The following is a 24,205-nucleotide window of genomic DNA, read 5'->3' as shown; positions in this document are numbered from 1 at the left end:
ATGTACCCGATAATTTTTAAAATTTCGTTTGTGGAAGCCCGTAGCTATTATCTGCTGTGGGCTTCCGCTTTGCTTATTTTCGTATTTTGGACATGCCGCCGCGCCGAGAGGATTTGGGGCATGGACGACGACGCGGTAACCTCCGTACTGCTTTGGGTCTACTGCGCGGGCATCCTCGGCTCCTTTGCGGCAGGCGTCGCGGAGAAGCTACCGCTCTATTTCAGCGGCGAGCTGACACTCAAGATGACGCTGCGCGGCCTCTCTTCCGGCGGCGGTATGCTTGCCGGCGGGCTTGTGGGAGTATGGCGGCTGTGGAAATACAAAATAAACATCGAGGATTTTGCGGAGGCGGCCGCGATTCCCTCTGCCGCGCTGCTTGGTGTGGGCCGTATCGGCTGTCTCATGGAGGGCTGCTGCGAGGGGATCGGAAAGTATTGCAGTGACGCGCCCTGGTGGGCGGTGCATCTGCATTATGACCCCGCGGGCTTTTACCGGTATCCATCACAGCTTTCCGAGTCCCTCGCCTCTTTTGGAATATTGCTCTTGCTGCTGGCGGTCGAGAGAGTGGCGGGGAGAATAAGGGGAGAGCGGAGCTTTGCCGTGACCTTCCCTCTTTTCATGACGCTTTACGGCTTTTACAGGCTCATATTTGACAGTTTCAGGGAGCCGTCGGCCGATGCATCCGGCAGCGGCGAATTGATATGGCTCTTTGCCGTAGCTTTCGGCCTTCTATGGCTTGCCTTCTCCGTTATGCGTCTTTTAAAGACTCGATGCCGCTGAAATCGGCCAGGAACCGCAGCAAGGCTTCAGCATTCATTGGCCTTGCTATCAGATAGCCCTGGATGTACAGGCAGCCGAGCTCCAATACCGTTTCCAGCTCTTCACGGCTCTCCACGCCTTCGGCGATGGTCTTCATCCCCATAGTCTGCGCCACCGCGCTGATCGCCCTGAATATTTCTCTCTTCTCTTTCGAGCCGTCTATGCCGTGGATAAAGCTCTTGTCTATTTTGAGCCATTCGGCCTCCATATCCTTTAAGTATGTGAATGAAGAATAGCCGGTGCCGAAATCGTCGATGTATATGGACATTCCCGCGCCTCTGACTGCTTCAAGCTTCTCCCGTGTCGACGCCTCCCGTCCGAAGGCTATTGACGACTCAGTTATTTCGAGGCCCAGCGCGTGCGGCGGCAGCCCGGAGTTTTTGACGCGCGATGCGAACTTCTCCGCGAAGTCGATCTGTAGCAGCTGTATCGCGGAGACGTTGAACTCTATGCAGACGTCCATCTTCGACAATGTCCGCGCGAACTCGATGCAGCTGTCGAGTACCCAGTCTCCCAGCGTGTTGATAAAGCCGTTTTTTTCGGCGATGGGTATAAAGACGTCAGGCGGTACCGGTCCGAAGGCGGGGCTGTTCCAGCGCGCCAGCGCCTCGACTGCGCATATTTTGTCGGCTATCGCGTCATATATCGGCTGGTAGTGGAGTGCAAGCTCGCCGTTCTTTACGGCGTGAAGCAGCGCGTGCTCCAGTTCAATGTTGTGGAGGACGGAGTCGTAGGTATCACGGTCGAGAACAAATATTCCCTCATTTTCCCTCACCAAATTCATGGCGATGATCCCGTTCCTGAAAACTTCGTCGACAGTGGGGGTATTGTTCTTGATATACTCCTGATAAGTGATCACGCCTATGGAAGAGGCGATCTCTATCACATGGTTCTCTATCTTGAAGGGTGCGCGGAGCGCGTTCCTCAGTTCTTCAACTATGGAACGCAGGGGGCGGGGATCGTCGTCTTCGTAATAGAGTACGAAATCCCCATAGTCCAGGCTGTAGGCCTCGCCGCCGAATTTGCGCGCGGCCTCCGCGACCAGAGTGGCGGTTTTGATTAACACCTTCTGCAAAACGATTCTGCCGAAGACTTCCGATATCCGGTCTTTTTCATCGAGCCCGATAAAAAAGCAGGCCGCGCCGTAGTCCGCGCCGGCGGCGGCTATTTTATCTTTCAGCATGATGGAGAAGCTCTCCACGTTAGGGAGGTGCGTCAGCTGATTGACGTAGGCCAGTTCACGTTCGCGCCGCTGTAAATTTTCGTCGGCGGTGACGTCGAGCGCGACGGCCTCTCCGATACCGCTGGAAGCTGCCTCGGCGATCTGGATGAGTAGATATATATTCCTTCCGTCAGGCGCAGTACAGCATAAGCGCAGGGATTCGCCTCCCTTAAAGGGGGCGTGCGGGAACATTTTCCGTCCTTCCGTGTTCATCTCGTCAAAGTTGAAGCGCCGCGTCTGCTGCGGCAGGCCCAGCAGTTCCGCGAAACGCCCGTCGAAATCTTCGGCCAGCCCCGAGGGATGAAGCGTCAGCAGATGCAGGCCGGTGGTGTTGAGCATCGCGTTGGAGATATGCTGGAGGCGTGAGGAGCGCCAAGCGTAGAAATATACGACAAGGATGATGGTCATCAGCAGCAGCGCCAGTACAACGAAGGTGATCCCCAGCGTCATCAGCAGTTTTTGCTGCGAGTTCCTGATGCTGTTGCTTGACGAGACGGCGATGAGTTTCCAGTTGTTGGTATGCGGCAGGGTCACGTAGGATATGAAGCGTCCCGTGCTCTTTGAGGCGTAATCATAGACGGAGGAATCTCCGGCGGAGGCCATTTGCATGGCAAGCTCCCCGCGCTCCTGTTCGGAAAGGATACCGCCCATAAATTTGAAGACGTTCGTCGGGGCGCTGACGTACATATTAAGATCTCTGAATACTCCGGAATTGGATATCACGGTATTCTCCCTATCAACAAGGAAGAGGACCGCTCCGTTGTACCTAATATTTATATCCTTCAGGAATAGGGCGGCGTAACGAAGATCCATAACGGTGCTGAGTGTGCCGATGACCTCCGCGCCCATGTGAACCGGGACGCAGATCGCAATGAATCCGCCGCAGTGTCTGTGGTCACCGGATGGGTCTGATATCACGGAAGATGTTGTAGCGGAGCCGCGCAGCGCCTGCTGGAAGAAATCATAGGCGCCGATGTTGTAGGAGCCGCCCTCCGGGGTCGTAACCTCCCCGTCTGCGTCGGCAACGGAGAGGTGCTTGTAATTCATATCATTTTTTGTCTTTGCGTAGTACATGAGGCGCTCTTTTAGTTCAGCCAGCACTCTGCGGGGCTCTCGGATGGTTGCTCCGCTGTGTATTCGCGTGATGGATGAGAGCATCTGGATACGGGTGTTTATTCTTTCACCGACGATGTTCGCGGCTAGGGAGACTACGGAATCGGTTTGGGCGTCGTCCTGTTCCATGTACAGCTCCCGTGTGCGCAGCAACAGCATAACGCCCAGACAGCTGAATAGAAGGAGCATTATTATTAGAAGAACGAAGGTACGTGTCAGGAAAAACCGTGGCTTTATCTTATTCTTCAATCTTTTATAAATCCTCCCCGGCTCCATGTGCCATTGATTGATTATAACATAGATGGCATTGCCACCTCCACAAATATTCCACAAAAAACCACGTTGACTTTCGTTGACCATCTGGTATTATTATGAGCCATGCAGTAAATAGAAAGTAAAAATTTTGGAGGTGTTTACATGGAGAAATTCAATCTGAACAGCAGTTTGAAAAAGTTCGGAGCTGCTGCGCTTGCCGCCCTGATTTTATTTGCTGGCGGGGCCGCGGGGTCCTATATAGCAACAAGATATACAGTAACAGAGGCGGGCATAAGCACGGCGACAAATCCCGGCGGGGCGGCGGTAGCCTCTACCCCGACCGCGTATGACCAGAGAAATCCCTATGTGGCGATCGTAAAAAGAAGTTCGCCCGCGGTCGTCAATATTGACGTTGAGACGATGGTGACGGAGCAGCCGATGGTCAACCCGTTCCAGGGCAACCCGTTCTTTGAGGAGTTCTTCGGCGAGGAGTTCTTCGGTCCCCAGCAGCGCCAGAGCCAGCCCCGTAAGGTGCCGCGCCGCGGTAAGGGGTCGGGATTCATCGTTAGCAAAGAGGGCTATATCCTTACGAATAACCATGTCGTAGAGGATGCCGATAAGATAAAGGTGACGATGCTCGATGGAAGGACCTTTGACGCGAAGAAGGTGGGGCAGGACCCGACATTCGACCTTGCCATCATCCAGATAAAGGCTAAAGACCTTCCCGTTTTGCAGCTTGGCGACTCCAGCGCCACCGAAGTCGGCGAGCAGGTGGTCGCGATCGGGAACCCGCATGGTTTTGAGAATACGGTGACCGCTGGTATCATCTCCGCGAAAAATAGGACTCTGCAGGCCCCTGGAATAAACTTCCAGGGCTTCCTCCAGACCGACGCGGCGATCAACCCCGGAAACAGCGGCGGTCCGCTCATCGACCTCAACGGCAACGTCATAGGGATCAACACTGCTATCGTTCCCTACGCCCAGGGCATCGGTTTTGCGATCCCCGTCAACATGGCGAAGCAGATAATGGATGACCTCATCAAGCACGGAGAGGTACGCCGCGGATGGCTGGGCGTCACGGTGCAGCCGCTTACCGCTTCGCTTGTGGAGGCGTATAAGATCCCCACTAAGGAAGGTTCTATCGTAGCCGACGTCCAGAAGGGCTCCCCGGCGGAGAAGTTTGGACTCAAGCGCGGAGATGTGATCATATCGGTAGGCGACAGCAAGGTCAAGAACAGCGAGGACGTGGTCTTCGCGGTACGCAACAGGCTGGCGGGCGAGAAGGTCCCCTTCGAGATCTACCGCGACGGCAAGAAGATGACAGTCGAGGTTACCCTTGGAGATATGGACAGCGTCCCCGGAGCCAGACGCCAGAGCGGCAGCTCACGCGGCGGCCAGCAGAACGCGCCGAAAGAATCTACGCAGATGGGTATCACGGTGGTCCTCAACAGCCCTGAGTTCAGTAAGCAGTACGAACTTTCAGAGACGGGCGGCGTGGTCGTGACGAAGATCGCCCAGGGGTCGCAGGGACAGCGCCTCGGCCTGCGTCCCGGAGACGTGATCCTGGAGATTAACCGCCAGAAGATTAACTCCATCGCCGACTGGGAGCGCATGATGAGCGCCAAGAAGGGCGCGCTTGGCTTCCTAGTCTCGCGGGACGGACAGACGCTCTTCATCTCCGTCGGCAAGTAAAGCGCCGCGGGAGATACGCAGTATCCGCATCGCCTCCGCGAGCGGAGCGGCGAAGAGAGCTGACGGATAGCTACTGAAAAATCCACAATAAACAAAGGCCCCGCCCCGCCGGTCGAAATGATTACCGGCGGGGCGGGGCCTTTATTTAGTAGGTTATTTTTTCCTGCGGTAGCAGAAGTCGCAGCAGTCTCCACCCTCCATCAGCGTCTTGCTGCGGACGAGTTCAAGATTCTCGTCGAAGCCGTTGAGAAAGGCCTCGTCGCGCTCGCAGGAGATGATGGTCCCAATATCGCCGTAACCGAGCTCCCGGTAAATTTCGGCGAAGGCGCAGTAAGTGACGTCGAAGCTGCAGCAGTCCGCGCTGTCTTCTTTGGGGGTCGATTTCTGCGCGCCGCCCTCGCCCCAGCGTGAGATGCAGTTTTTCCTCAGTGAATCCAGGCCGCCTCCGCAGCGTTCACTAAGCTCTTTCCCCGTTTGGCGCGAGACCTCTTTGAGCGTGCGTCTGACGACCTCGTAGGTGCGCTCCTCGCCAAATTCGCGGCAGAAGGCGCGTATCAACGGACCCATCGCCTTTGCTTCGATCTCTCTCTGCTGAAGCAGCGGTATCTCTTTGAAATTTTCCCTCAAGATAAAAACCTCCCTATATTCAACGGAATAACAATATTATTATTCTATCCTGAAAGTTCTTTCTTAGCATCATTTTACTCATATCCGCCGGGAACGGTACTTGCCGCCTGGCGCAGCGGGCGCGGAGGGAATATTTGTGCGCTTGCCCTCCTATAAAGTATATTTGGGTGCTTCAAATTTAATTCTGCCGTTTGCTATCCAGCCAAAATAGATATATATTTGTATAAAAGAGCGGCGAATGTTAATAGGCAATGTTACGGAGCGCCCTCCATTATTAAAGACAGAAAGATTTGCAGGAGGTTTGGGAGATGCGGCGAAATATCATTCCCGTTTGTTTGGTCATTGCCTTTGTAATAATTGGCGGCTTTACCTTATCGGCTTTTTTCTCATATTTATCCTTTCAAGCGTTATTCAAAAGAGATGTAGAGGCCGTATCTGAGCTGACCTCCGAGAATATCTTCGTAAATATCAACAATCTGATGGACAGACCGATCAATGTTTCGCTGGCGATGGCGAACGACACCTTTCTGCGCAGCTTCATGCTGAAAGAGGAGGAGCGGAAGCTGACGTCCGACGATCTTGAGCTGCTGAGAAACTATCTTGAGTCCTATCAAAAAAAATACCGCTTTGACTCGGTATTCCTGGTCTCAGTAAAGACCGGGGCATATTATCATTACAAGAACGGCGTCGACCGCTACATGCGCCCCGGCGACCCGGAAAACGAATGGTATTTCAACTTTCTTGAGGAGCCACAGGAATGCTCCCTCAATGTAGATAATGACGAGGCAAAGGATAATATAATTACAGTATTCGTTAACTGTAAACTTACAGATAGTGACGGCAAGCTGCTGGCGGTCGTAGGCGTCGGCATGGAGACCCCCTACGTCCAGCAGTTTCTGGTAGAAAACGAAAAAAGATACGGCATCAGCGCCTTTTTGATCGACGAACAGGGAAAGATCCAGCTATCTTCGGAGCTGACGGAATTCGCCGGGGTGAATCTCTTCAAAGACAAGACCTTTAAAGCTATGGCCGCGGCGATCGTGAGAAATACGGCGGCGCCGGAATACAAATGGTACCACAGCAGAGAGGCGGACGGATATGTAATCACGAAATATGTTCCCAACCTGAACTGGTACCTTGTGGTGGAAAAGAATACGCGGGACTTTAAAATAAAAATGTTCTCCCAGCTTGGACTTGAGCTTATTTTTACATTGCTGGTGGTCATCCTTGTCGTTACGGTGACCACGGTCATCATAAGGAGGTACAACCGCGAGGTGATGGACCTCGCGGAAAAAGACCTCCTGACGGGAGTCAAGAACCGTACCAGCTATGAACGCGAGACGATCAAGCATAGTCTGAATATGGCGAAGTATGAGCATTTTGGGATCGGCGTCTTTGACCTGAACAACCTGAAAATGGTAAACGACATCTACGGGCATCAGGCGGGAGATTCCTATATAAAGAAGTTCTCCGCCATGCTATGCGGCGCCTTTGGACGTGACGCCGTATTCCGGATCGGCGGCGACGAGTTTGCCGTCCTCTTTATCAATATAAAAGAGGCTGAGGTGCGTGACCGCTGGCAGGTGCTGCTGGAAAAATTCAAAGAGATGGGCAGGCCGGGCGAACCGAAGATCAGCGCCGCCTTCGGGTCGGCTTTCCGTGATGCCGCGGAATTAAATACGATAAGTAAAATATTCAAAACCGCCGACGACAATATGTATCTCGATAAAGAGCGTATCAAGGGAAAGCCGCACAACGAGACGCGTTAACCGTTGATTTTGCTGTTTTTTTTCAGGCAATTCCTTATAACTATCCGCGGGGCCTGATGTTAGAATAGAGTCATATCAAAACGGCGATAAAAATGACTGCCGTTTGAAGGAGGTCATATAAATGAGCGATCAACTTATGGAGACAAGCCAGGCGAAGATCGAGGCTCTGGAGGCAAAGATACTGGAGCTTGAGGCAAAACTGCAGGCGCAGGCTCAGGAAGCCAGTGAAGAGCTGCATGGGGGCAAAGAGGCGCTTATCGGAAATATAAAAAACGGTGCTGAGCGTCTCTACAAAGACGTATCGCCGCTTGTAGAAAAATACAAGGAAGAGCAGGACGAAGTCCTGCGCGCGGTGGGTGCCAAGATCTGCGAACATCCCTTTGTTTCGGTGACGGCGGCCTTTGGCGTCGGGCTTATACTTGCGAAACTGATGGAAAATACGGTCTGTCACGGCGGGCATTCGCACCGTTCCTGATGACGGAGGCAAAAAGCGGCGCTGTGAAGCTGCTACTTAGCAAAGGCACGCTTGAATGAACCGGCTGACGGAACTTGTTATCAGCTTTTTTGAGCTTGTGGAGGCGGAGGGCCGCGAACTTCGCGTACAGGCGCAGGACGTCCTGCGGGGGGCCGCCATGTTCTTTTTTGGCGGGGTATTACTCTCGGCAGGCGTGCTTACAGCCGTCTATGCCCTCTACCTTATGCTTGCCTCGCGGCTGGGCCGCCCCGCGGCGGCGCTCATAGCGGCGCTGCTTCTGGGGGCGGTGGGAGTGGCTCTTATCTTAAAGTCGCCGCCGGCGAAGGACGGTGAAACGCAAAATGAAGACAAGGGTTAAACCGGCAGATATCGCCGAGGCGAAGAAAAATTTTGCCGCGGCGATGGATGAGATGAGCCCAGCAAAGATAATCAAGAGCCGTCCGCTGGAGAGCGCCGCGGCTGCGGCTGCGGCCGGAGTGCTGACGGCGCTTTCGGGCAGAAGGCTTCTGACGCTTATCTTTCCCATAACCGAACTTCTTTCGCTATATGGCAAATTTAAGAGCGGCGGCGCGCAATAGGCGGCTTTAAGCCGTCGCTGTTTTTGCATAGAGAAGGTGAAAGCCGCTCTTGTGCTTGCGGACCAGCTTGTACCCCGCGTATCCATCGGCGATGGCTTTCATCTGCGCGGACCTGTCCCTGATGGGAATCTGCAGATGTCCGTGTGTCCAGATCGGCAGCAGCGAGGGGCGGAAATCCTTTTTCAGGATAAAACGCAGATAGCCGCCGTAAACCTCTTTTATGCCGACGATCCGGAAATTACAGGTGAGGATGTTCTTGAGGCTGAAGATGTTCTTTGGCGAAACGGTAGTTATCAGCGAGGTGTGTGTCTCCGCGACGATATCCTCGACAAGATACTGCGTCAGATACTGCACGTTGTTGCCGCGGAACTCCCAGTCTACGACACAGAAACCGGTGACGGCCGGCCTCTCGTCATCGTCAAGTTTTATTTCGTATGCCTCCAGCGCCTCGTTCGTCCACGCGCGCCCCATCTTTATCGTGCGCGCAGTGACGAGTTTTCCTTTATGGCGTATCCCGATGGACAGCCCCTCGTCGCCGAGAAAGCGTTCCAGCTCCTCGTAAGTGCTCGCGGCAAATATGTCGCGCGAAAGTCCCTTCGCCACCCCGTTGTGAAGAGCGGCCATCTCTTCGATATCCTCCGGCCCGAGCCGGCAAAGCTCACATTCCGCGATCTGCGAAGCGCCCTCCGCGCTGTGGCGTCTGATAAATATCTTTCTGGAGTTGCTCTCCTTAAATAGATTCATATCCGTCCCTCCTTTTCATGGCAGAATTAATCTCTGGAGAAGGAAATGTAAGACGGTAAAATTATAATTGTAGAGCTGCGAGCAGTTCAAGAGCCTCATAGTCTATTTTATCCATGTCAATTGTGATGATTTTCGATTATTGCCGCATGCCGCCGGGAAATATGGCATATTATGAAACGATAAAGTATAATTGTTCACCGTTATTGAGAGAAGGCGGGAGATAATGATGATCTACGCGGTATATTTGATAATAGCGGCATCCGTGGTCTGGTGCTCGATCAGGGCCTCGGAGTATGTCGATATAATGGAAAAGCATACGACTCTTTCCGGAGCCTTTATCGGAGGAGTCGTGCTCTCCGCCGTCACCTCGCTGCCGGAGCTCTTTACAAGCCTTACCTCGACGATGCTTCTCGACAAACCGGGGCTGGCAATCGGCAACATCCTGGGCAGCAATATCTTCAACTGCGCGATGCTCGCGGTTTTCATAATCATCTATTACCGTGGTTTCCGTTCATTTAAAATATCTAAGAGCCATATAACGGTGACGATAACCGTTGCCGCCGTATACGCGGTCCTCTTCCTGAATATGGCTGGTATTTTGAACGTTGAATACTTTAGTATCAATATCGCCTCGGTCATCATCGCAGCCCTCTATATCTACGGCGTATTCCACATGTCGGGAGAAAACGGAGCGGAGCCCGAGCCGTCCGCATCTTTGGGGAAGCTATCTCTGAAAGAGGTGAAGCGGCGTTTTGCTCTCGCGGCGGTGGGGCTCGTCCTGCTCAGCATAATACTGACCTACCTCACTGACGGCATCGCGACGCACCACCATCTTGGCGAGGGGCTTGCAGGAGCGCTCTTCCTCGGAGTCGCCACCTCCCTGCCGGAGGCCGCCTCGACGATGATGCTCTTCCGCCTCGGTAGCTATAATATCGCGGTTGGCAACATCGTCGGCAGCAACTTGTTCAACTTTGTCATCCTGGCCTTCGCCGACATCACATACATCGGCAAGGGGGTATACGATTACTCCGACCCCAAAACGCTCAGCCTGCTCATCTTCGGCGCGCTGGCGAACCTGATTTTTCTGCGTCTGATCTGGAACCGTAACGTGCGCCTGCGCTGGTTATGCCCCATACTGATAATTGCCTGCTACCTCGCATTCCTTCTGATATAAAAAGATAAGAACGCCGCGGCAGTCTGCCGTAATATAAAAAACATAAAACAAAAAAGCCTATCCAAGACAGGCTTTCAATGTATTAAATACAGCATAATTATCAATATTGGAGGCGGCACCCAGACTCGAACTGGGGATAAAGGATTTGCAGTCCTCTGCCTTACCACTTGGCTATGCCGCCGTAACGAGAGAAAGTATAACAATCATAACCTGTGGTGTCAAGGAAGCCGCGGGGAATTTTACGTGCATTTGTTGAAAATGTCATTTTTGGCAATATTGCGAAATGGTTTACGCGGAGTTAAATTCAGATATCTGCGCCTGGCCGGCCTTTAGGGCTCGCGGCGCGCAGCTTCTGTCTCCCTGAACGGAGCTGGCGTAAGGGTGCAAAGAGGCCGCGCGGAATGATGCGGCCGACGGTTTTTCATCCTCACAAAACTCCCACATTTCGGTCATAAAATCTTCATAGCCTCTTGTTATTATATGTCCAGCGAATAACAGGGCGGCGGCCTCAGGGCATGAAGCGGGGGCAGCCAAGGTAAAATTTTCTGGGAGGAAGATATATATGAAAGGTAAGATCATTGGCGCATTATTGATGGTTATGGCGATTGCGGGGACGGCGGCCGCCTATCAGCCGTGCGGGGAGGCTCCGCGGCATAGGGGGTACCGCGACGGAAGGCCGGAGCTTTCGCAGGAGGGGCGCGCGCAGTTTGAGACGATGAGGAATCTGCGCGGCGAGATCAGAGCCGAGCTCGGCAAGGAGAAGCCGGACAAGGCGAAGGCCAGAAAGCTCTTTGAGAAGGAGCTGGACATCAGAGAGAAATTTGCCGCGGCGCGTTTCAACGACTGCCTTGCCAACCACGGCAAGGACGATAATTGCCGCTGGCGCAGTTTCGGCGGCAGGGACAAAAACTTCCGCGGGGAAAGCAACAGCGCGTGGCGCGAGCTTCGTGAGGAGATGAGCAAGGATTACCCCAATAAGGCGAAGGCGCGCGAGCTCTATCAGGAGGCGGCAAAGGTACGCCGCGAATACGCGAAGGCACGCTTTGAAGAGGTGCTCAAGGATCCCGCCAATTTTATGCAGAGGCTGAGCCCCAGACATGGGCACGGACACGGATATCACGACGGACATCGCTACTACTGCGGTTCGCACATAGACTGCCCCGACTGCCACAGACAGGGCACCTGCCCGCAGCACAACTGCGTCATCAACTAAATTAAAATATCGCATGAGGCTCCCAAAGGAGCCCCTGCGTTTATTATAGAGACCAACAGGAGGATTTGGGCGGATTCTTGATCCGCCCAAATCGTAAAAGAGACAGAGGAGACGTTTCTGGAATATAATTAACGAAATACATATGCAGGGGAGCGACGGTCGGTCATGAAGATACTTATCATTGAGGATGAATTGGCGATAGCGGAGGTCGAAAAGGCCTATATAGAACGCGAGGGCTACGGAGCGGAGATCGCTCAGGACGGCCTGGATGGACTCGCCAAGTTTCGCGCCGACTCTTTTGACCTTGTGCTGCTCGATCTGATGCTCCCCGGTATGGCCGGCACCGATGTCTGCCGGGAGATACGCCGCAGCTCCAACGCCCCGATCCTCATGGTGACGGCGAAGAGCGGCGAGGACGATATCGTCGCCGGGCTCGACGCGGGGGCGGACGATTATATTGTGAAGCCATTTTCACCAAAGATATTGATGGCGCGCATTCGGGCGAACCTGCGCAAGAACGGCGCAGCCGAGGGCGGCGCCGGCTCGGATGTCATTACAGTGGGCGATTCGCTTGTGATCGACCCGCAGAATTTTACCGTTAAGAAGAACGGCGAAGAGATTTCCCTTACACGCAACGAATTTATGATCCTTTCAAAGATGGCGGCGCGTCCCGAAAAGACGTGGAGCCGCGACGACCTTATCACCTACGCGCTTGGCTATGAATATGACGGCTTTGAGCGCTCAATCGACAGCTATATCAAGAATATCCGCAAAAAACTATGTGACCCGGAGCATGAGAACGGCTATATACGCACCGTTCACGGCTTTGGATACAAGATATCGGAGTAGCCGTTGATGAATGTAAAGCGCTCCCTGCGGACGAAGCTGATCTTTCAATATATGGTGATCGTCATCGTCTGCATGCTCGTCATTCCGACGGCCATCTCCGAACTGCTCGACCGGCAGTTCCGCGGTTTTGCGACCGACCGCCTGCGTGAGAACGAGGTGGAGATCGCGGAGTTTTTCGCCAAGATGTACATTGAAAACGGTTCGTGGCACGGATGCAGCTTCTTTCCGCGCGGCTCCGACTTTTTGCGCTGGCCGATGGTGATGGTGCAGCTTTTTGACGCGGACGGCATCGAGGTGCGCTCATACAGCCGCATGATGAAGCGTGAGGGGCATCACAATAAGAACCCTCAGCCGATGGTATTCAAAGGAGACTTGGTCGTCAGCAGCAGGGAGATCGTTATTGACGGCGTGCGGGTGGGCGAGGTGCGCTTTACCTGTCTGCCCTTTAATAACAGTCCCGAGGGCGGGTTCCTGCGCAAGTTCAACCGCATCATGTATTACGCGGTCGCCCTTATGCTCGTCATCGCCGCGATGATCGCGGTCTTTATGGCCTACCGCATCAGCCGCCCCGTCCTGAACGCGGCAAAGCGCGCGCAGCAGATCAGCCACGGCAAGTACCGCATGGAGGACAGGATGGAGTCTGATATCACTGAGCTGCAGGCACTGATCGACAGCGTAGACCGTCTCGGCGACAGCCTTGAGGCTCAGGAGGAGCTGCGTAAGCGGCTGTTAAGCGATATCGCTCATGAACTGCGTAATCCTGTGACTATAATTAAGTCGCACCTTGAGGCGATCGAAGATGGGGTATGGGAGCCGACGCCGGAGCGTATCCGGCTCACGGTGAGCGAAGTGGACCGTCTTTCGCAGCTTATCTGCGAGGTGGAGAAGCTGACCTATATCGAGAGCGCGGGGCATTCCCTGGCTCTTGAGAATATAGACGCCACATCGGTGATCGAAAGGGCGGCGCTGGTATTCGATCCGCTCTATAAGAACAAGGGAGTCGAACTTAAGCGTGATATCGAACCGAACGTGATGATGGTCATGGACGGCGCGAAGATCCGCCAGGTGATTGAGAACCTTCTCTCGAACGCGCTGCGCTATACGGACCCCGGAGGTACGGTCTCGGTGTCGATGCACAGCGACGCGGATGAGATGAGGATTGATGTTGCCGACAGCGGTATCGGTATCGCCAAGGAGGACCTTCCATATATATTTGAACGCTTCTATCGGACGGATGTCTCTCGGGCAAGGACGAGCGGCGGGATCGGCATCGGCCTCGCCATCGTGAAGGCGATCGTCGAGGCGCATGACGGGACGATAACCGTCACGAGCGTACACGGCGAAGGCAGCCGTTTCACCGTCAGGATACCAAGGAAAAACCGGGAATAAAGAAGGAGAGTGTATCCCATGAAAATAGCCGCATTACGATGGCCTCTGGCCTGCGCGGCGCTGATGTTCTGCGCCGCGGCCTCCTGGGGGGCGCCGCTGACGATCGAGGAGTGTCTTTCCTCCGCGATGAAAAATAATCCTGACCTCCTGGCCGCGGAGGAAAAAATCACGGCGCAGCGCGCCACTATCGGGCAGGCGGCCTCTGCCGGACGCCCGCAGCTTTCGGCGGGAAGCTCCTATTCACGCGGAGGAGACGGACTGTCGGAAGATAACAACAGCGGTTCCTATTCCGGCAATGTGAGGGTCGAACAGTCGATCAGCGACTGGGGACGCCGCGAGGCGAAGGTGGAGGGCGCGCAGCTCTCTACGGAAGCGGCGGCGGCGGACTACCGGAGCACGCGTGAAGGCGTGATCCAGGACGTTTACAGCGCCTACTACGGACTTAACCGCGCGATGCGTGAAAATATAGTCGCCAAGACCCGCTATGATAACTTTGAAAAACGCCTTAAATGGGCGCAGTCTTACTACGAAGTCGGAACCAAGCCCAAGATCGAAGTTACGAAGGCGGAGGCCGATCTCGCCGCCTCAAAGCTGGCGGTCGTCAAAAGCCAGGCCTCGATGGAGCAGTTCAAGGCGGAGCTCGCGAACGCGATAGGCCAGCCGATGCTTGAGATCAGCGAGGTGGAGGATATCCTCGGCTATGAGGAATGGAACATTCCGCTAGACGAAGCCGTGAAAAGGGCGATGGCACAGCGACCCGAACTGATCGCGAAACAGCGGCGCGTCGAATATGCCTCCACGAACCTCACAGTGCAGATGAAGGGACTCTCCCCTTCGATCTCCGCCTCCGCGGGCTACGACATATACGGATCGTCGCCCCTTGACAGCAGCGAATGGAGCGCGAAGCTCTCCCTCTCGGTGCCAATCTCCGATGGCGGTTTGACTAAGAGCAGGGTAGAACAGGCGAGCGCCGAGCTCCGCACCGCGCAGGCCGAGATAAAGAGCCTCTCAAACAGCGTTACGCTTGAGGTGCGCAAGGCCTGGGAGGCGCTGCGCGAGGCGAAAGAATCGCTTGTCTCCTCTCTGGAGGCGGAGCGCAGCGCGAAGGCGACGCTGGACCTCGCCGAGGGGCGTTACGCCGCCGGTGTCGGTGATAACCTTGAAATTTCAGACGCGGTCGACAGCTACGCGACGGCGTCCGCCAACAGGGTGCTTGCCCTGTACAACTGCAAGACGGCACAGCTTGACCTTGAAAAGGCCATGGGAGGTCTGAAATATGGAGAATAAGACAGTGAAGAGGGGCAAAACTCTTAAATTGGCCGCGGCAATCGCCGCGGCGGCGGTGGTGGCCGCCGGAGGCTTTTATTACTGGAGCACCCGCGAGGATGAGATACAGTACAAGACCGTAGCCGTGACGCGCTCCGATATCCGCTCGACGATACAGGCCACCGGCACACTGAACCCGGTCGAAACGGTCGACGTCGGTACGCAGATATCCGGCACGATCAAGGAACTCTATTTTGACTACAACAGCCGTGTGAAAGAGGGGCAGCTGATCGCCCTCATGGACTCCGCCACGCAGGCGGCGGAGGTGTCGCAGGCGGAGGCGACCGTGGCCTCCGCGCAGGCGGACGTGCTTAACGCCCAGGCCGCGCTTGACGTTGCGGCCAAAGACCTGTCGCGCACCCGCGAGCTTGCGAAGCGCGACCTTATCGCGAAGGCCGATGTGGATACGGATACCAGCACCTGGCTCAAGGCGAAGGCAAACCTCGCGGCGGCGGAGGCGAAGGTGGCGCAGTACCGCGCGACGCTGGAAAAATCGCGGATCAACCTCAATTATACGAGAATATATTCGCCGGTTGACGGCGTAGTCGTGGCAAAGAACGTTGAAGAGGGGCAGACGGTGGCCGCCAGCTACCAGACTCCCTCCATCGCGGAGATCGCGCGCGACCTGACCCAGATGCAGGTCGAGGTGAATGTGGACGAGGCGGATATCGGCGGCGTCCACGAGGGACAGCAGACGATATTCAACGTCGACACCTATCCTGCCGACAGCTTCGAGGGCAAGGTGACGCAGGTGCGCCTCTCGCCCACGACGACGGATAACGTCGTGACCTACACGGTCATCGTAAAGGTACAGAACCCGGACGGCAAGCTGCTGCCCGGCATGACGGCGAACGTTTCGCTCATACTTGAAAGCCGCGAAGATGTCCTCGTCGTTCCCAACAGCGCCTTCCGCTTCAAACCGTCAAACGGCCAGTCAGCGGAGATGGGGATGCCCGGCCCAGGAGGCGGACATAAACAGAACGTCGCCGCGGTGACTAAACCCGCCGTCTACACGCTCGATAAGAAAAAACCCGTGAAGGTGGAGGTGGAGAAAGGCATCACCGACGGACAGAACACCGAAATACTTTCCGGAATCAAGGAGGGCGAGCGCGTAATAACGGGCATCATCGTTCCCAAGGAGGAGAGTTAGGATGGCTCTTGTTGAACTCAAGGATATAAAAAAGAGCTTTTTGCTGGGAGGCGAAGAGGTCGAGATACTCCACGGAGTCAATCTCAGCGTAGAGGAGGGGGAGTTTGTCGCGATGATGGGCCCCTCCGGCTCGGGGAAGTCGACGACGATGAACATCCTTGGCTGCCTCGACCGTCCGACGGGCGGAGAGTACCTCCTTGACGGCGTGCGGGTCGCGGAGATGGACAGCGACGAGCTGGCCCACATCAGAAACAGAATGATAGGCTTTGTCTTTCAGGGCTTCAACCTGCTGCCAAAGACGACGGCGCTGGAAAATGTGGAGCTTCCGCTGCTCTATGCGGGAGTGCCGCGCTCGGAGCGCCACGAAAAAGCGAAACAGGCGCTGGTAGAGATGGGGCTGCAGGAGCGCCTCTATCACGAACCCTCCCAGCTCTCCGGCGGCCAGCAGCAGCGGGTGGCGATCGCGCGCGGCATCGTCAACCGCGCGCCGATACTGATGGCGGACGAGCCTACGGGAAACCTGGACTCTAAAACCAGCGACGAGATAATGGCCCTCTTCCACCGCCTCAATGACGAGGGGATGACGATCATACTGGTCACGCACGAATATGACGTCGCCCTCTACGCGAAGCGCATCCTGCACTTCCGCGACGGGCTGATCATAAAGGACGAGATAAACGAAAAAAGGCGCAGCGTTTCGCCGGTACAGAGCGCGCAGGGGAGGGCAGTCGCATGATAGCCATATCCGAAGTATTTTTAGCCTCCCTCACGGCGCTGCGCCGTAACAAGACCCGCTCCATGCTGACGGCGCTCGGGATAATCATCGGCGTCGCCGCCGTCATCGCGGCCTTCGCAGTCGGCGCGGGAGCCAACAAAAGTATCGACGAGCAGATATCCTCTTTCGGAAGCAACTTTATCATGGTCTTTCCCGACAGGCCCGGCCGTTCGACGACGGGAGTCACGCGCTACCTGACCTACGACGACGCCCAGGCGATCGAAAAAGAGGTCTCCGGCGTGGACGCCGTGGCTCCGATGATAAACCTCTCCGCGACGCTCATCTATGAAAACACAAACTGGAGCTCGAGCGTCGTCGGCAGCACGAAAGAATACTCTTACGTGCAGGAATGGAACATAGAATCCGGCCGCGACATCAATGCGAGCGACGTGCGCCAGGGCGCGAAAGTCACCGTCATCGGCAAAACGGTTGTGGACAAGCTCTTTGGCGGTGAAAACCCCGTAGGCAAGGCGATCAGAATAAATAAGATCCCCTATACGGTGGTCGGCATCTTTGAGGCGAAGGGGCTATCCGCGATGGGAAGCGATCAGGATGATTTCGTCCTCGTACCGCTGACGTCGGCGCAGAGAAGGCTTGTGCGCTGGAAGACCGCGGGACGCATCGGCAACATCTACATAAAGGGCGTCTCGATGGAGGCCCTCTCCTACATACAGAACGAGACCGAGGCCCTTCTGCGCGAACGGCACAAGATAAAGCCGGGCGACGCCGACGACTTCGCGGTGCGCAACGTCTCGCAGATGCTCGAGGCGCGCCGCAAGACGACGACGATAATGTCGATGCTGCTCGGCTCGATCGCCTTCATCTCGCTTGTCGTCGGCGGCATCGGGATAATGAACATCATGCTTGTCTCGGTGACCGAGCGCACGCGCGAGATAGGCATCAGGATGGCCGTAGGGGCGACGGAGAGGGACATCAGGATGCAGTTCCTCATCGAAGCCGTCGTCCTCTCGATGATCGGCGGCACGATCGGGATAATGCTCGGCGTGGCAGCGGGATATGCCCTGTCCTCCTTCACCTCAGCGCCGCCGGTCTTCACGCTGATGTCGATCGTGCTTGCCTTCGTCTTCTCGGCGATGGTCGGCGTGGGTTTCGGCTACTACCCGGCCTACAAGGCTTCCCTGCTGAATCCGATCGACGCGCTGAAATACGAATAAACTACGAAGAGAAGGGGGCTGAAACATCCTCCTTCTCTTCTCTGTAAAATTGCATACAGCTGATTTTCTTCAAAAGCATCTGGTATAATAAGACCGTATATGATATGTAATGTACATAAAATCTTTTAAGAGCGAGGTAACTCATTGTTTGAGATTTTTCATGACATAAACTGGATATTGCTCGGCGCGCTGATCATCGTCAGCGCTCTCGTCTCATGGGCCGGCGACGTCATCGGCATGAAACTCGGCAAAAAACGTATAACATTCTTAAAGATCCGTCCTAAATATACCTCACGCATCATATCGGTGCTGACCGGCGTCGGCATCGCCATTGCCACGATCTTCGTCCTCAGCGCCGCCTCCGAACAGGTGCGCACGGCGCTCTTCAGCATGCAGGTCATCCAGCGCCAGCTGATATCGACAAGGGAAGAGCTCAAAAAGAACGAAGAATCTATGGGGCGCATGGAGATAGACCTCTTCCAGAGCCGCGGCGACCTCTCGGAAAAAGAGTCGGAGCTGCGGCAGGTCGAAGAAAAACTGGAGAACGGCATGAAAAGCCTCAACGAAACGCGCGCCAAGCTTGCCGCGATGACGCGGATGCGCGACGAAACGGAGGCCGAACAGGCCGTCCTGCAAAAAGAAAACGACAGACTGCTCGCCGAGAGCAAAAAACTTGACGCCTCGGTCAAAGCGCTCAAAGCGGAGTCCGAATCGCTCAAGTCCGGTATCCAGCGTCTGCGCGAGGGACGCATCGCCGCCTTTACAGGAGAGATATTGGCCCAGGGGGTGATGACCGATTCCATCATCACGGCGCAGCAGGTAGACCAGTACATTGACAGGCTGCGCAGCGAGGCGCGCGCGCTGCTCGCCTACCGTTTTGGCGGAAAAACACCTGAGTCGGTGAAGCTGCCGGAGGTGGCGGCGGAATCAGCCGCCAAGGTCAGAGAACGCCTGACACACAGCCCAGGGCGCTGGCTGCTGCGGCTTACGGCGCTGAGCAACGCGGTGGAGGGGGAGGCGGTACAGGCACAGATAGAGGCTTACCGTTCGCGGCTGATATACAGAGAAAAACAACTGCTCTACTCGCATACCTTTGAGCCGGACACGCCGCGGCATAAGATAGAGGAGACGGTATTCCAGGCATTGAAGTCGCTCAACCAGAAGGCCGCCAACGACGGCGTGCTGCGCGACCCGATCTCCGGCAACGTCGGCTCCATCGACACGGGAGAATTTATCACGGCGCTCGATAAAATATCACAGGTCAAAAGCAGCATAAAGCTGGAGATACTTACCGCGAGGGATATTTACAGCGAAGGGCCTCTGAGGGTAAAATTTGTCCTAAAGTAACCGTAAGCCGATATCCGAGGCCCGCGGAGAATACGCAGGAGAGGCCGCCTGAGAGACGAGCCTCCCGGAAAGAAGTAATTTTTAATGCTTATTTTAGCCTGTCAAAAATGCGGCGAGCTTGTGGTGCTCGCCGGTTCGCCGGACGCCAGCGGCACGGCGCGCGCCATGTGGACCTGCAGCAAGTGCGGGGCCGGGCAGTTGCTTGAGCTGACGATCACAAAAGATACAAGACGCGGGGACCTGCGCAAGATCGTCGGCGGCATGGTGCTCGCGGCAAAGCCAAATAATAAGAGGTACGCCTTCATAAAGGAAGGGATGCCTGATGAAATCAAATCCTGAATATTACTTCTACGACAGCAAACTGGCCATATCTCCCGCCGATCTGCAGGATCTATACCGTTTTACACGCTGGGGCAGGAGCCGCTCGCTCGAGCAGATCGAAAAAATGCTGAAAGGAACTAGCATGTGCTTCTCGATCCGCCACAACGGAAAACTGATCGCCTTCTGCCGCGTGCTCACGGACTTTGTATTCCGCGGCTCGCTGTGGGATATCCTCGTTCACCCCGACTATCAGGGCAAGGGCATAGGCTCGCAGCTGCTGGAATACGCGCTCGGCCACCCCGCGCTCAGGAACGTTCCCGTGATAGTCACCTACACAAGCGAGCTGACCTCCTTCATGGGGCGTCTGGGCTTCGAGCCGCGCGAAGGCTTGCTGATACTGCAGCGCCGGCCGATGGAGTATTCATAACCTTACCTTTTAGCGGAATAAAGATAATAACATAACGCTGGCCGGAATGCTGAATACACTCTGGCCAATTTTGTCGTTTTGGCTAATATCAAGCGTGGATGTCTATGCCGGTTTCTATTGCACGCGGTCTTTATTCATTTAAGATCAGGATATAGACCGGCTTGTCTGAAAGTCCGGAGGCCTTTGCCGTTATGGCCGTGAATGGCGCGGGGCAGGGGCGTTCGTGGGGAAATGTGAAAATGTGCTCTTTTGATTGATCTTTCTTTGAAATACCGGCGCGCGCGGCGCGTATGCGAGACGCCCTCTTTATATCATCGTCGCCTTTGAATGTGATTTCGCCGCCGGGGCGAAGGCTCAGCGCAAACTCCGCGCTCTGAGGGCTGCGCGAGTTCCAGCCCGAGGCGGCCTTTGACCTTATCAGGAAGCCTCCGCGCTCCGCGCCTATCGTTACGGAGACGGTATTATTACCGGGCATCGACATGTGATCCGTGACAAACTCCGCCTCGCCGAGCTGCCTCACGAGCTGCGCCAGGGCCTCATCTCTTGAAACCGCCTCCGCGGCGGTGAGAGCGGCGCTCACGGCAAGCGCTTCGCACTGCGCCCTCTCGTGCTCCACGTAGGCCCGCTTCGTCATTACGCGCCATCCGAAGAAGACAAATGAGGCAAGCACCGCGGCTAAAAAAATATATTTTGCCGTCTGTTCGACTAGGCTCGAAATTTTTACGTTCATGAAGGCTATTATATCAGCAATCGCGGAAACTTTATGCTAGAATACGGGACGGTGATTATTATGGAAAATTTAAATAATAAGCAGGAAGATGATAATTCTGTCAGAATAGATATAGAAAAGCCAGACAGCGCAAACATTGTGCGTGACGAGATCTGGCTTATGTGCACGGTCGTCAAGTGGTGCTTCATCTCGATCGTGACCGGCGTCGCCGTAGGCCTTGTCGCTGGAGGCTTCCTGCTCGCGCTGCGGTACTCGATGAAAATTACCTCAACACTGGGCACGCTGCATTATCTGCTGCTGTTTCCCGGCCTTCTCCTCAGCTATTATCTTGTGCGGATGCTCGCGCCGCAGTCCGCGGGCCACGGTACTGAGGCGGTGATCGACGCCATCCACAACCGACACAGGACGCTGATCGACGTCAAGGCCGTCCCCGTGAAGATCGTCGCTACGATCGTGACGATATCGTCGGGCGGCTCCGTCGGCATAGAGGGGCCGTGCGCCCAGATCGGCTCAGGCGTCTCCTATCTGCTTGGCCGCATATTCAATATGGACGACTCGGATATGAAAAAGATAATAATCTGCGGCATCGCGGCGGGTTTCTGCGCCGTCTTCGGCACGCCGGTGGCGGGCGCGATCTTCGCCGTCGAGGTGCTTTTTGTGGGACAGATATTTTACGATGTGCTTCTTCCGGCGCTTATCAGCGGCATCGTCGGCTATTTCACCGCCTCCAGCATCGGAGCGGGACATCTGCCCTCCTATCTGGTTGAGATACCGCAGATCGGTCCGGGAGTGCTGGCGATGGTCCTCATCGCTGGTGTATTCTTTGGCCTGGTGGCGATAATGAATGTCGAGGGCATCCATTTCATAAATAAGATGTTCATCTACTATCAGATAACAGGGTGGAAGCGCCCCGTAGGCGGCGCCGTGCTGCTTCTCGCTACCGGCATCCTGTTCGGCGGTGATTTTCTCGGCCTCGGAAGCGACGTCATCCAGTCGATGGTCATGGGAGAGAGAAACCTTCCGTTGGGCTTTCTCATTAAGATTGTTGCGATGGGCATCACCCTTTCCGCGGGCGGCTGCGGCGGCGAGATAACGCCTACGCTCTTTGTCGGGGCCTCGTCTGGTCTGCTTTTCGCGGCGATATTCGGCCTGGATCCCTCCTTCTGCAGCGCGCTCGGCGTCAGCGCCGTGCTCGCCGCTTCGACGAACACGCCTATATCTGGTACGATCCTTGCCATGGAGCTCTTTGGGGCGCATATCGCGGCCTTTGCCGGCGTCGCCTGTGCGATATCCTATCTTGTCGTCGGACATAGAAGCCTATATCCAACGCAGGTCCTGCTCTCTCCGAAGTCGCGTACCTTCGTCATCAAAAAGACGGAGGGCGGCGAGCAGTTGGTGCGGCGCTTTGACAGCATCTCGCTGCACCGTATCATGCGCTTTTATCTGGAGAGGATAAAGGCGAAGCTTATTGAGAGGAGATAGACGATGAACGGTGATTCGGCCCGCAGGATGATAAACAGAATATTGACGGCGGTAGCCGTCGTAATGATGATGGTATGGGCCTGGAAATTTTTCGGCCCCGGCAGCGCGCATACCCGCCGGAGCGGGATGGCGGCGCTGCGCGGAGCCGGAATGGACTTCGCCACGCTGTTTTGGATCTCGATCGCCGTGGTCTGCGGCGGTTACCTTCTCTGGCGTTTCCTCGGCTGGCTCTTCTGGCACAAATACTTCAAAGGCGAAAAGCCGCCCGAGGACGAGGAGTAGCGGTTTCCTTTAAGAGGCGAGCTCGTGATACTCGGCGACATCTATCTCCTTGTCGCCGACAATATTTTTTATATGTTCAAGCTCGCCGCAGGGATAGCTGCAGGCGAGGCCGCAGCTTGCCGATATCTGGCGCGGTACGGGAACTATCTTGACGCTCAGCCCCTCCGCGCGGCAGGCCTTCTCAAAGAACAGGGCCATATGTGTCGTATCAAATGTTGCAAGGCATTCCATCTATTGACCTCCTCCCGATATTTCATCTGGACGGTATCTCTGTATATTTCTATCATACATCCTTACATAGATAAATAACATAATCGCCGCTCTTATGCAACGTCACAAAACGGATTTCATATCGGAAGAGTCCGGTATCTTTCGGTTTTGCCTCACGAAATGCGGGAGAAACAAAACTCACGACACTGGACATCGGCTCGTGGGCCGGTGTGACAACGCAGGGGCAAACGGCATAAACATAAGGTCAACGCTCCTTCCGTCTCGCCGCAAAAGCAGCGGCGATCCACCTCTGATGTAACTACCAGCCGAATCGCACAAATCAGAAGAACTCTGATTTGGCTCTCTGGCCGCCTCAGAGAGGGAGGCTGCAAAGTCAAAAGCTAAACCGTGATTTATCTTTTGACTTTGCCCTTAAAGGTGCCCTCTGTGAGGGAGCTGGCTCGGCGGTGTTTTTTCGCCGAGACTGAGGGAGAGTTGACCTTAGGTTCTTCCGCGGCTTTTGCCGCGGGCTATGTATGCCGCGGTTCCCGCGTCACACATAGCAACACTCCTTCCGTCTCGCCGCAAAAGCAGCGGCGATCCACCTCCCTCAGAGAGGGAGGCTATAAGGGCAAAGTCAGAAGCAAACTGTGATTTATCAAAGAATTTTGGCTCCCTCTCTGAGGCGGCCAGGGAGCCGAAATCTTTGATTTTGTGCGATAAGTGAGACAGAAAATCTATTGATTTTCGTCGTCGAACTTAGTTTTTCCATCATTCGGCTGGTAGTTACGTCAGAGCTGGCTCGGCGATGTTTTCGCCGAGACTGAGGGAGTTTTGACCTTAACGGTTTGCCTTTATTCCGTCTCCCCGGGCTTGACCCGGGGGCCAGCGGCTTGGGGTTGTTTTTCCAGTATTTTGTGGGACAGCCCAGGGGGCGCTGGGCTCCGGCTCGGGGGCCGGAGCGACGGGACAGCGGCGAACGGCGCGTATGATAAAGGGCGCGAGCCTTTCGCCCGCGCCCTTTCATTGTCTTTTATCTGTCCTTTTTTCTTACTTTATCC

Annotated in this window: 24 protein-coding genes and 1 tRNA gene; 19 read left to right on the top strand and 6 right to left on the bottom strand. The window is 55.3% G+C overall.

Annotated features, from left to right (window positions below; genetic code table 11):
• Positions 1-780, top strand: a complete 780-nt coding sequence (locus LIO98_RS12915; RefSeq protein ID WP_291957902.1) for a prolipoprotein diacylglyceryl transferase family protein — start codon at positions 1-3, stop codon at positions 778-780.
• Here LIO98_RS12915 and LIO98_RS12910 read toward each other — a convergent pair.
• Complete coding sequence (locus LIO98_RS12910; RefSeq protein ID WP_291957899.1) at positions 749-3,403, bottom strand: EAL domain-containing protein; 2,655 nt, start codon at positions 3,401-3,403, stop codon at positions 749-751. The two genes, LIO98_RS12915 and LIO98_RS12910, sit on opposite strands and share 32 nt — an antisense overlap.
• Before the next feature lie 168 nt (positions 3,404-3,571).
• Between LIO98_RS12910 and LIO98_RS12905 the strand changes: the two genes are divergently transcribed.
• A complete protein-coding gene (locus tag LIO98_RS12905; protein WP_291957897.1) occupies positions 3,572-5,101 on the top strand; it encodes a Do family serine endopeptidase in 1,530 nt (509 codons plus the stop codon).
• A gap of 153 nt (positions 5,102-5,254) precedes the next feature.
• On the opposite strand, the gene LIO98_RS12900 is transcribed toward LIO98_RS12905, so the two are convergent.
• On the bottom strand, positions 5,255-5,728 hold the full coding sequence (locus LIO98_RS12900; protein ID WP_291957893.1) for an L-2-amino-thiazoline-4-carboxylic acid hydrolase: 474 nt from the start codon (positions 5,726-5,728) through the stop codon (positions 5,255-5,257).
• A 308-nt stretch (positions 5,729-6,036) separates the two neighbouring features.
• On the opposite strand from LIO98_RS12900, the gene LIO98_RS12895 reads away from it, so the two are divergent.
• The 4 genes from LIO98_RS12895 (at position 6,037) to LIO98_RS12880 (ending at position 8,550) form a co-directional block, all read left to right on the top strand.
• On the top strand, positions 6,037-7,497 hold the full coding sequence (locus LIO98_RS12895; RefSeq protein ID WP_291957891.1) for a diguanylate cyclase: 1,461 nt from the start codon (positions 6,037-6,039) through the stop codon (positions 7,495-7,497).
• 121 nt (positions 7,498-7,618) lie between these two features.
• Positions 7,619-7,972, top strand: a complete 354-nt coding sequence (locus tag LIO98_RS12890) for a hypothetical protein (protein WP_291957888.1) — start codon at positions 7,619-7,621, stop codon at positions 7,970-7,972.
• Between the two features lie 55 nt (positions 7,973-8,027).
• Positions 8,028-8,330, top strand: a complete 303-nt coding sequence (locus LIO98_RS12885) for a phage holin family protein (RefSeq protein WP_291957885.1) — start codon at positions 8,028-8,030, stop codon at positions 8,328-8,330.
• A complete protein-coding gene (locus LIO98_RS12880; RefSeq protein ID WP_291957883.1) occupies positions 8,314-8,550 on the top strand; it encodes a hypothetical protein in 237 nt (78 codons plus the stop codon). Before LIO98_RS12885 ends, LIO98_RS12880 begins: the two co-directional genes overlap by 17 nt.
• Positions 8,551-8,556: 6 nt before the next feature.
• Here the strand turns inward: LIO98_RS12880 and LIO98_RS12875 are convergent, their stop codons facing one another.
• Positions 8,557-9,294 (bottom strand): hypothetical protein, encoded by a 738-nt coding sequence (locus LIO98_RS12875; RefSeq protein WP_291957880.1) that lies wholly within the window; start codon positions 9,292-9,294, stop codon positions 8,557-8,559.
• A 223-nt stretch (positions 9,295-9,517) separates the two neighbouring features.
• Between LIO98_RS12875 and LIO98_RS12870 the strand changes: the two genes are divergently transcribed.
• The gene (locus LIO98_RS12870) at positions 9,518-10,468 is read left to right on the top strand and encodes a hypothetical protein (RefSeq protein WP_291957878.1); all 951 of its coding nucleotides are present in this window, start codon (positions 9,518-9,520) and stop codon (positions 10,466-10,468) included.
• Between the two features lie 107 nt (positions 10,469-10,575).
• On the opposite strand, the gene LIO98_RS12865 is transcribed toward LIO98_RS12870, so the two are convergent.
• Positions 10,576-10,649, bottom strand: a tRNA-Cys gene (locus tag LIO98_RS12865).
• 381 nt (positions 10,650-11,030) lie between these two features.
• Here LIO98_RS12865 and LIO98_RS12860 point away from each other — a divergent pair.
• The 10 genes from LIO98_RS12860 (at position 11,031) to LIO98_RS12815 (ending at position 20,440) form a co-directional block, all read left to right on the top strand.
• A complete protein-coding gene (locus tag LIO98_RS12860; RefSeq protein ID WP_291957875.1) occupies positions 11,031-11,681 on the top strand; it encodes a hypothetical protein in 651 nt (216 codons plus the stop codon).
• A gap of 165 nt (positions 11,682-11,846) precedes the next feature.
• Positions 11,847-12,530, top strand: coding sequence for a response regulator transcription factor (locus tag LIO98_RS12855; protein ID WP_291957873.1), 684 nt, complete (start codon positions 11,847-11,849; stop codon positions 12,528-12,530).
• A gap of 6 nt (positions 12,531-12,536) precedes the next feature.
• Positions 12,537-13,919, top strand: coding sequence for a HAMP domain-containing sensor histidine kinase (locus LIO98_RS12850; RefSeq protein ID WP_291957871.1), 1,383 nt, complete (start codon positions 12,537-12,539; stop codon positions 13,917-13,919).
• An 18-nt stretch (positions 13,920-13,937) separates the two neighbouring features.
• Complete coding sequence (locus LIO98_RS12845; RefSeq protein WP_291957869.1) at positions 13,938-15,206, top strand: TolC family protein; 1,269 nt, start codon at positions 13,938-13,940, stop codon at positions 15,204-15,206.
• The gene (locus tag LIO98_RS12840; protein ID WP_291957867.1) at positions 15,196-16,395 is read left to right on the top strand and encodes an efflux RND transporter periplasmic adaptor subunit; all 1,200 of its coding nucleotides are present in this window, start codon (positions 15,196-15,198) and stop codon (positions 16,393-16,395) included. Before LIO98_RS12845 ends, LIO98_RS12840 begins: the two co-directional genes overlap by 11 nt.
• Position 16,396: 1 nt before the next feature.
• Positions 16,397-17,131 carry an ABC transporter ATP-binding protein gene (locus tag LIO98_RS12835; RefSeq protein ID WP_291957865.1) on the top strand — a complete coding sequence of 245 codons (735 nt, stop codon included), beginning with the start codon at positions 16,397-16,399 and terminating at the stop codon, positions 17,129-17,131.
• On the top strand, positions 17,128-18,345 hold the full coding sequence (locus tag LIO98_RS12830) for an ABC transporter permease (RefSeq protein ID WP_291957863.1): 1,218 nt from the start codon (positions 17,128-17,130) through the stop codon (positions 18,343-18,345). Before LIO98_RS12835 ends, LIO98_RS12830 begins: the two co-directional genes overlap by 4 nt.
• 144 nt (positions 18,346-18,489) lie before the next feature.
• The gene (locus tag LIO98_RS12825) at positions 18,490-19,692 is read left to right on the top strand and encodes a DUF3084 domain-containing protein (RefSeq protein ID WP_291957860.1); all 1,203 of its coding nucleotides are present in this window, start codon (positions 18,490-18,492) and stop codon (positions 19,690-19,692) included.
• An 84-nt stretch (positions 19,693-19,776) separates the two neighbouring features.
• Positions 19,777-20,031, top strand: a complete 255-nt coding sequence (locus LIO98_RS12820; RefSeq protein WP_291957858.1) for an alcohol dehydrogenase — start codon at positions 19,777-19,779, stop codon at positions 20,029-20,031.
• Positions 20,015-20,440, top strand: coding sequence for a GNAT family N-acetyltransferase (locus LIO98_RS12815; RefSeq protein WP_291957856.1), 426 nt, complete (start codon positions 20,015-20,017; stop codon positions 20,438-20,440). Before LIO98_RS12820 ends, LIO98_RS12815 begins: the two co-directional genes overlap by 17 nt.
• Before the next feature lie 130 nt (positions 20,441-20,570).
• Here the strand turns inward: LIO98_RS12815 and LIO98_RS12810 are convergent, their stop codons facing one another.
• Positions 20,571-21,170 carry a hypothetical protein gene (locus LIO98_RS12810; protein ID WP_291957854.1) on the bottom strand — a complete coding sequence of 200 codons (600 nt, stop codon included), beginning with the start codon at positions 21,168-21,170 and terminating at the stop codon, positions 20,571-20,573.
• A 60-nt stretch (positions 21,171-21,230) separates the two neighbouring features.
• Here LIO98_RS12810 and LIO98_RS12805 point away from each other — a divergent pair, with 60 nt between their 5' ends.
• Both LIO98_RS12805 and LIO98_RS12800 read left to right on the top strand, forming a co-directional pair.
• Positions 21,231-22,652, top strand: a complete 1,422-nt coding sequence (locus LIO98_RS12805) for a chloride channel protein (RefSeq protein ID WP_291957849.1) — start codon at positions 21,231-21,233, stop codon at positions 22,650-22,652.
• Positions 22,653-22,655: 3 nt separating this feature from the next.
• Complete coding sequence (locus LIO98_RS12800) at positions 22,656-22,934, top strand: hypothetical protein (protein ID WP_291957847.1); 279 nt, start codon at positions 22,656-22,658, stop codon at positions 22,932-22,934.
• A 9-nt stretch (positions 22,935-22,943) separates the two neighbouring features.
• Here the strand turns inward: LIO98_RS12800 and LIO98_RS12795 are convergent, their stop codons facing one another.
• Entirely contained in the window at positions 22,944-23,165 is a 222-nt protein-coding gene (locus LIO98_RS12795; protein WP_291957844.1) for a DUF3343 domain-containing protein, read from the bottom strand.
• Between the last annotated feature and the right edge of the window lie 1,040 nt (positions 23,166-24,205).

The organism is Cloacibacillus sp. (genome assembly GCF_020860125.1).
Classification (GTDB): domain Bacteria; phylum Synergistota; class Synergistia; order Synergistales; family Synergistaceae; genus Cloacibacillus.
This window is presented reverse-complemented; position numbering and strand designations above follow the sequence as displayed.

Coding starts and splice junctions, on each gene's coding strand:
- LIO98_RS12915 (WP_291957902.1), top strand. CDS start 1: ATGTACCCGATAATTTTTAAAATTTCGTTTGTGGAAGCCCGTAGCTAT.
- LIO98_RS12905 (WP_291957897.1), top strand. CDS start 3,572: ATGGAGAAATTCAATCTGAACAGCAGTTTGAAAAAGTTCGGAGCTGCT.
- LIO98_RS12895 (WP_291957891.1), top strand. CDS start 6,037: ATGCGGCGAAATATCATTCCCGTTTGTTTGGTCATTGCCTTTGTAATA.
- LIO98_RS12890 (WP_291957888.1), top strand. CDS start 7,619: ATGAGCGATCAACTTATGGAGACAAGCCAGGCGAAGATCGAGGCTCTG.
- LIO98_RS12885 (WP_291957885.1), top strand. CDS start 8,028: ATGAACCGGCTGACGGAACTTGTTATCAGCTTTTTTGAGCTTGTGGAG.
- LIO98_RS12880 (WP_291957883.1), top strand. CDS start 8,314: ATGAAGACAAGGGTTAAACCGGCAGATATCGCCGAGGCGAAGAAAAAT.
- LIO98_RS12875 (WP_291957880.1), bottom strand. CDS start 9,294: ATGAATCTATTTAAGGAGAGCAACTCCAGAAAGATATTTATCAGACGC.
- LIO98_RS12870 (WP_291957878.1), top strand. CDS start 9,518: ATGATGATCTACGCGGTATATTTGATAATAGCGGCATCCGTGGTCTGG.
- LIO98_RS12860 (WP_291957875.1), top strand. CDS start 11,031: ATGAAAGGTAAGATCATTGGCGCATTATTGATGGTTATGGCGATTGCG.
- LIO98_RS12855 (WP_291957873.1), top strand. CDS start 11,847: ATGAAGATACTTATCATTGAGGATGAATTGGCGATAGCGGAGGTCGAA.
- LIO98_RS12850 (WP_291957871.1), top strand. CDS start 12,537: ATGAATGTAAAGCGCTCCCTGCGGACGAAGCTGATCTTTCAATATATG.
- LIO98_RS12845 (WP_291957869.1), top strand. CDS start 13,938: ATGAAAATAGCCGCATTACGATGGCCTCTGGCCTGCGCGGCGCTGATG.
- LIO98_RS12840 (WP_291957867.1), top strand. CDS start 15,196: ATGGAGAATAAGACAGTGAAGAGGGGCAAAACTCTTAAATTGGCCGCG.
- LIO98_RS12835 (WP_291957865.1), top strand. CDS start 16,397: ATGGCTCTTGTTGAACTCAAGGATATAAAAAAGAGCTTTTTGCTGGGA.
- LIO98_RS12830 (WP_291957863.1), top strand. CDS start 17,128: ATGATAGCCATATCCGAAGTATTTTTAGCCTCCCTCACGGCGCTGCGC.
- LIO98_RS12820 (WP_291957858.1), top strand. CDS start 19,777: ATGCTTATTTTAGCCTGTCAAAAATGCGGCGAGCTTGTGGTGCTCGCC.
- LIO98_RS12815 (WP_291957856.1), top strand. CDS start 20,015: ATGAAATCAAATCCTGAATATTACTTCTACGACAGCAAACTGGCCATA.
- LIO98_RS12810 (WP_291957854.1), bottom strand. CDS start 21,170: ATGAACGTAAAAATTTCGAGCCTAGTCGAACAGACGGCAAAATATATT.
- LIO98_RS12805 (WP_291957849.1), top strand. CDS start 21,231: ATGGAAAATTTAAATAATAAGCAGGAAGATGATAATTCTGTCAGAATA.
- LIO98_RS12800 (WP_291957847.1), top strand. CDS start 22,656: ATGAACGGTGATTCGGCCCGCAGGATGATAAACAGAATATTGACGGCG.
- LIO98_RS12795 (WP_291957844.1), bottom strand. CDS start 23,165: ATGGAATGCCTTGCAACATTTGATACGACACATATGGCCCTGTTCTTT.